Origin of the sequence: Mangrovicoccus algicola (assembly GCF_014903745.1) — a bacterium.
GTDB lineage: Bacteria > Pseudomonadota > Alphaproteobacteria > Rhodobacterales > Rhodobacteraceae > Mangrovicoccus > Mangrovicoccus algicola.
Genome location: NZ_JACVXA010000118.1, coordinates 1 through 4,759, shown reverse-complemented (window position 1 = coordinate 4,759; position 4,759 = coordinate 1). Strand labels below are relative to the sequence as shown.

The window sequence follows — 4,759 nt, the reverse complement described above, 5'->3', positions numbered from 1 at the left end:
GGGCCGCCTATCCGGCGCTGCTGGCGGGCTGGCAGGCGAGGGGCGTGCTGGAACAGGTCCGCCGCGATCCGGAGCGCGTCGCGGCGGGGCGGCTGGAGCCGTCTCCCTTCCGGCGCGATGCGACGCTGCTGCTGCACCGGCTGCGCGGCTGGTAGCGGCTCAGGCCCCGCGCGGGCGCAGAACCAGCCAGATCAGCGCGCCCCCCGCCAGCGCCAGGACCGGCGCCATCGCCATGTTGACGGCGCTCCAGCCCTCGGCCGCACTGCCGCCCGCGCAGTTCATCAGACCGCCCGAGGCCAGCGAGGCCAGCGTCACGCAGCCGAAGACCAGCGCGTCGTTGATCCCCTGGATGCGCCCGGCCTCTTCGGGGGCATGATGCTGCGACAGCATCGCGGTGGCGCCGATGAAGCCGAAATTCCAGCCGATCCCCAGCAGGATCAGCGTGGCGAAGAAATGGCCCAGATCGACGCCGGACAGCGCCACGGTACCGGCCACGCCGAGGATCGCCAGCCCGGTCGCCACGACCGGCACCGCCCCGAAGCGCGCGATCAGGTGGCCGGTGAAGAAGGAGGGCACGAACATCGCCAGCACGTGGAAGGTCACGATGTCCGAGACGCTGCCCTGCGGATGGCCGCAGCCGATCACCGCCAGCGGCGTCGAGGTCATCACCAGGTTCATCAGCCCGTAGCTGGCCATGCCGCAGATGATCGCCACGCGGATCTCGGGGCGGGCCAGCATCTGGCGGGTGGTGCGGCCGGGCAGGGCGCCCAGGGCGCGCGGGGCCGGGCGCGGCAGATCGAGCAGCGCGAACAGCCCCATCCCCGCCAGGTTGATCGTCATCGCCACCAGGTAGCTGCCGAGGAAGGGCACCACGAAGAGATCATGGGTGATCTTGACCAGCTGCGGCCCCAGGATCGCCGAAACCAGCCCGCCCGCCATGACATAGGAAATCGCCTTGGGCCGGAACGCGTCCGAGGCGCCGTCGGCGGCGGCGAAGCGGTAGAACCCCTGGGCCGACATGTAGATGCCGGTGAAATAGGAGCCCGCGAGGAACAGCGCGAAACTGCCCTGCCACAGCCCGGCCGCCGCGATGGCCGATCCGCCCAGCCCGCCGAGCGCGCCGATGACGAAGCCGGTGCGCCGCCCGCGCGCCTGCATCAGCCGCGACAGCCAGGGCGCGGTGGTCATCGAGCCGAAGACGATCAGCGAGATCGGCAGCGTGGCGAGGCAGGCATTGGGCGCCAGCATCTGTCCCGCCAATCCGCCGATGACGAAGATCATGGTGATCTGGCTGCCCAGCACCGCCATTGCGGCCACCAGCACGGCGGTGTTGCGCCGCGCGCGGCGGTCATCGGAAGGGGCAGGGGTCTGGGTCATCGGGGTGCTCCGCTTGGCCCCGACGGACCTAGACCGGCAGCGCGGGCTTGGGAACCCCCGGCGGCAGGGGTGCGATGAGATGCGCGAAGGAGCCGGTGACCGGTCCCGCGCACAGGCCCATGGGAGGCAGCGGCTCGCCTTCGGCGTCCGCTGCGTCGCAGAGCGGCTCTCCGGTGGCACGCAGCGTCGTGGTGTAGTGGAATTCGTGACCGGCCCAGGCCCCGCGGAACGGCCCGTGCCGCAGCGCCAGGCTGCGATAGCCCAGATGCAGCCGGCGCGCGGCAAAGCTGGTTTCCAGCCGCAGGAGCCCGGCCATGGGATGGCGCGTGCCGTCGGCATCGGTCAGCCCGTCGCCCAGCACCATGTAGCCGCCGCATTCGCCGTGGATCGCCGTGCCGCGCGCGGCGGCGGCGCGCAGGCCGGGCAGGAAATCGCGCGAGGCGGCCAGCGCGCCGGCATGCAGCTCCGGATAGCCGCCGGGCAGGAAGACCAGGTCGGCGGCGGGCACCGGATCGTCGGCCAGCGGCGAGAACGGCCGGACCTCGGCCCCCGCGGCACGCCAGGCCTCCAGCATGTGCGGATAGGCGAAGGCGAAGGCGCGGTCCCGTGCCACGGCGATCACCTGCGCGGGCGGCGGCGGGGCCGGGCATGGCGGTGCGGCGGGCAGGGGGCGGGCCAGCCCCTGCAGCGCATCGAGGTCGATATGGGCGCAGGCCAGCGCGGCGGCGCATCCCAGGAAACCGTCGAGGTCGGCGCGCTCCGCGGCCTGCACCAGCCCCAGATGGCGCGAGGGCTGGGCGATCTCGGCGCTGCGGGGCACCGCGCCCAGCACCGGCAGGCCGAGCGGGGCGAGCGCCCGGCGCAGCATCGCCTCGTGGCGCGCGCTGCCCACCCGGTTCAGGATCACGCCCGCCACAGCGACCTGGCGGTCCTGCGCGGCGAAGCCCGCGACCAGCGGTGCCACCGATTGCGCCATGGAGGCGGCATTGACGATCAGCACCACCGGCAGGCGCAGGTGCCGCGCCAGATCGGCCGTGGCGCCGCGGCCATCGGGGGGGGCGCCGTCGAACAGGCCCATCGCCCCCTCGATCAGCAGCAGCCCCGGACCGGAAGCCAGCGCGCGCAGCTGCGCGGGCGCCATCGCCCAGGCATCGAGATTGGGACAGGGCCGCCCGCTGGCCGCCTCGTGGAAACGCGGGTCGATATAGTCGGGGCCGGATTTCGCGCCGCGCACCGGCACGCCCCGGTCGCGCATCGCCCGCAGCAGCCCCAGCGTCACCGTGGTCTTGCCGGAGCCGGAGGCGGGCGCGGCCAGGATCAGCCCGCGGCCTCGGGTCATTTCTCCTCGGCGGCGCGGCCCCGGCCCAGCGGGTCGGTGTTGCGCGGCGGCGCGCCCGCCGCCATGCCCTGCCAGTCCAGCACCTGCCGCATCAGCACGGCGCGGCCGACGCAGATGATCGCGGGCGGTTCCAGGTCGGAGGCGGCGATATCGGCCTCGACCCGGTCCAGGCGCGTCTCCAGCACCTTCTGGCGCGGCGTGGTCGCATCGGTGACGACGGCCACCGGGTCGGCCGGGTCGCGCCCTCCGGCGATCAGTTCCGCCGAGATCCGGCCGATATGCTTGACGCCCATGTAGATCACGATGACCTGCGCGGCGCGCGCCAGCGCGTGCCAGTCGACCGATTGCGGGGTCTCGCCCGACTGGTCATGGCCGGTGACGAAGGCGACCGTCTGGTTGATGTCGCGATGGGTCACGGGAATGCCGCTATAGGCCAGCCCGCCGATCCCCGCCGAGATGCCCGGCAGGATGCGGATCGGCACGCCATGCTGGACCAGCGTCTGCGCCTCCTCGCCGCCGCGGCCGAAGACGAAGGGATCGCCGCCCTTCAGCCGCAGCACCCGGTTGCCGTCGCGGGCCAGATCGACGAGGCGCAGCGAGATGTCCTTCTGCACGGCCGAGGGCTTGCCGCCGCGCTTGCCGGCATAGATCTGCAGGGCATCGCCGCGCGCCCAGTCGAGGATCCGCGGATCGACCAGCGCGTCATAGACGATCACGTCGGCCTGGTTCAGCGCGTTCAGCGCATTCAGCGTCATCAGCCCCGGATCGCCCGGTCCGGCCCCGCAGAGCCAGACCCAGCCGGGTTGCATCACGGGCCAGTCGCCCGGGGGCAGGGGAAAGCGGTCGGTCATCCCGCTTCATTGACAGAACGGCCCGGCTGCGCAAGGGGCAACCGTGCCGCGCCCGCCTCAGTCGCGGGCGCGCAGCACCCGCGCGGGCCGTGCCGCCAGCGGCCGCCAGGCGAAGGCCAGTCCCGAGACCAGCACCGCGGCGATGCCGCCCAGCACGATGGCGATGCCCGAGCCCCAGTTGACGGCGAAGGGCGCCTCCATCACGAAGACCATCACGCCCCAGCCGGCCGCGACCCCGGCCGCCAGCGCGACCAGCCCCGCCGCCGCGCCCAGCAGCGCGGAGCGCAGCGCGAAGCTGGCCAGGATCCGCGCCCGGGTGGCGCCCAGAACCTTGAGGATCGCCGCCTCCTGGACGCGGGCCCGTTCGCCCGCCGCCGCCGCGCCGATCAGCACGACGAACCCGGTCAGCAGCGTCGCCGCTGCCGCCCAGCTGGTGGCCGCGGCGATCCCCGACAGCACGCGCGTCACGTTGTCGATGGCGTCGCGCACGCGGATCGCGGTGATGTTGGGATAGGCGGTGGCAAGATCGCGCAGGATCGCGGCCTCCGCCGCCTCCTCTGCATAGACGGTGGCGATATGGGTATGGGGCGCCCCCGCCAAGGCGGCAGGGTTCATCGACAGCACGAAGCCGATCCCGGCGGTGGAGAAATCCACCACGCGCAGCGAGCTGATCGTCGCGGTGATCTCGCGGCCCAGCACGTTGATGGTGATCGTGTCGCCGATGCCGACGCCGATTTCGCGGGCTTCCTCCTCGGCAAAGCTGACCAGCGGCGGGCCGTCGTAATCCTCGGGCCACCACGCGCCCTCGGCCATGGTCACGTTGTCGGGTTTCGCGGCCGAATAGGTCAGCCCGCGATCGCCGCGCACCACCCAGTGATCGCCCGCGACCTCGCGCGCCGGGCGGCCGTTGATCTGCGTGATCACGCCGCGCAGGTTGGGGGCGGTATCGACGCGGGCGACCGCCGGGTCGTTTTCCACCCGGTCAAGGAATCCCTCCAGCTGGTCGGGCTGGATGTCGATGAAGAAATAGGAGGGCGCCCGCTCTGGCAGGTCCTGCTGGATCGCGTCGCGCAGGTTGCGGTCGATCTGCCCCACCGCCGCCAGCACGGCGAGGCCGAGCCCCAGCGACAGGACCACGGAGGTCGTTTCCTCGCGCGGGCCGCCGATGGCGGCGACCGCCCATCGCAGCGCC

4 protein-coding genes are annotated in these 4,759 nt (G+C 72.9%); all 4 read right to left on the bottom strand.

All coding sequences use genetic code 11. From position 1 onward, the window contains the following. Positions 1-159: 159 nt before the first annotated feature. A complete protein-coding gene (locus tag ICN82_RS20790) occupies positions 160-1,377 on the bottom strand; it encodes an MFS transporter (protein ID WP_193187180.1) in 1,218 nt (405 codons plus the stop codon). Positions 1,378-1,405: 28 nt separating this feature from the next. Next, entirely contained in the window at positions 1,406-2,716 is a 1,311-nt protein-coding gene (locus ICN82_RS20785; RefSeq protein WP_193187177.1) for a cobyrinate a,c-diamide synthase, read from the bottom strand. After that, on the bottom strand, positions 2,713-3,567 hold the full coding sequence (cobA, locus tag ICN82_RS20780; protein ID WP_193187174.1) for a uroporphyrinogen-III C-methyltransferase: 855 nt from the start codon (positions 3,565-3,567) through the stop codon (positions 2,713-2,715). Before cobA ends, ICN82_RS20785 begins: the two co-directional genes overlap by 4 nt. A gap of 57 nt (positions 3,568-3,624) precedes the next feature. Further along, positions 3,625-4,759 (bottom strand): ABC transporter permease (locus ICN82_RS20775; protein WP_193187171.1); only part of this gene is annotated, 1,135 nt, incomplete at its 5' end.

Coding starts and splice junctions, on each gene's coding strand:
- ICN82_RS20790 (WP_193187180.1), bottom strand. CDS start 1,377: ATGACCCAGACCCCTGCCCCTTCCGATGACCGCCGCGCGCGGCGCAAC.
- ICN82_RS20785 (WP_193187177.1), bottom strand. CDS start 2,716: ATGACCCGAGGCCGCGGGCTGATCCTGGCCGCGCCCGCCTCCGGCTCC.
- cobA (WP_193187174.1), bottom strand. CDS start 3,567: ATGACCGACCGCTTTCCCCTGCCCCCGGGCGACTGGCCCGTGATGCAA.